This window comes from Pseudomonas sp. Fl5BN2 (assembly GCF_009908205.1).
Classification (GTDB): domain Bacteria; phylum Pseudomonadota; class Gammaproteobacteria; order Pseudomonadales; family Pseudomonadaceae; genus Aquipseudomonas.
Window position 1 is genome coordinate 1 of record NZ_JAAARL010000076.1, and the last position, 435, is coordinate 435.

Consider the following 435-nt stretch of genomic DNA (forward strand, 5'->3'; position numbering starts at 1 on the left):
TTATAATCCGTGATGGTTTTAAAGATACCACCATAAAAGACATCATAATTCTTCAAGCTATCATCTACGTTGTAGATTCCGATTTAGCTAAACTTTAGGACTTTATAAGTTCGTATCCCGTATGATTATAAGGCATTATGATCATCTCCACCAATAGTGGGTAATGCTGCCAACTTACTGATTTAGTGTATGATGGTGATTTTAAGGTGCTTGCGTGGCTTCCATTTCCATCAGATGTCCTTCCTGCTCCGCTACTGAAGGCGTGGTGCGTAACGGCAAAAGCACTGCCGGACATCAGCGCTATCTCTGCTCTCATTGCCGTAAAACATGGCAACTACAGTTCACTTACACCGCCTCTCAGCCCGGTACGCACCAGAAAATCATTGATATGGCCATGAATGGCGTCGGATGTCGCGCCAGTGCACGCATTATGGG

General features: G+C 44.6%; 1 protein-coding gene. It reads left to right on the forward strand.

All coding sequences use genetic code 11. The annotated features are described in order from the left end of the window. Positions 1-214 precede the first annotated feature (214 nt). A partial coding sequence (locus tag GV819_RS32635; protein ID WP_005004670.1) for an IS1 family transposase occupies positions 215-435 on the forward strand: 221 nt, incomplete at its 3' end.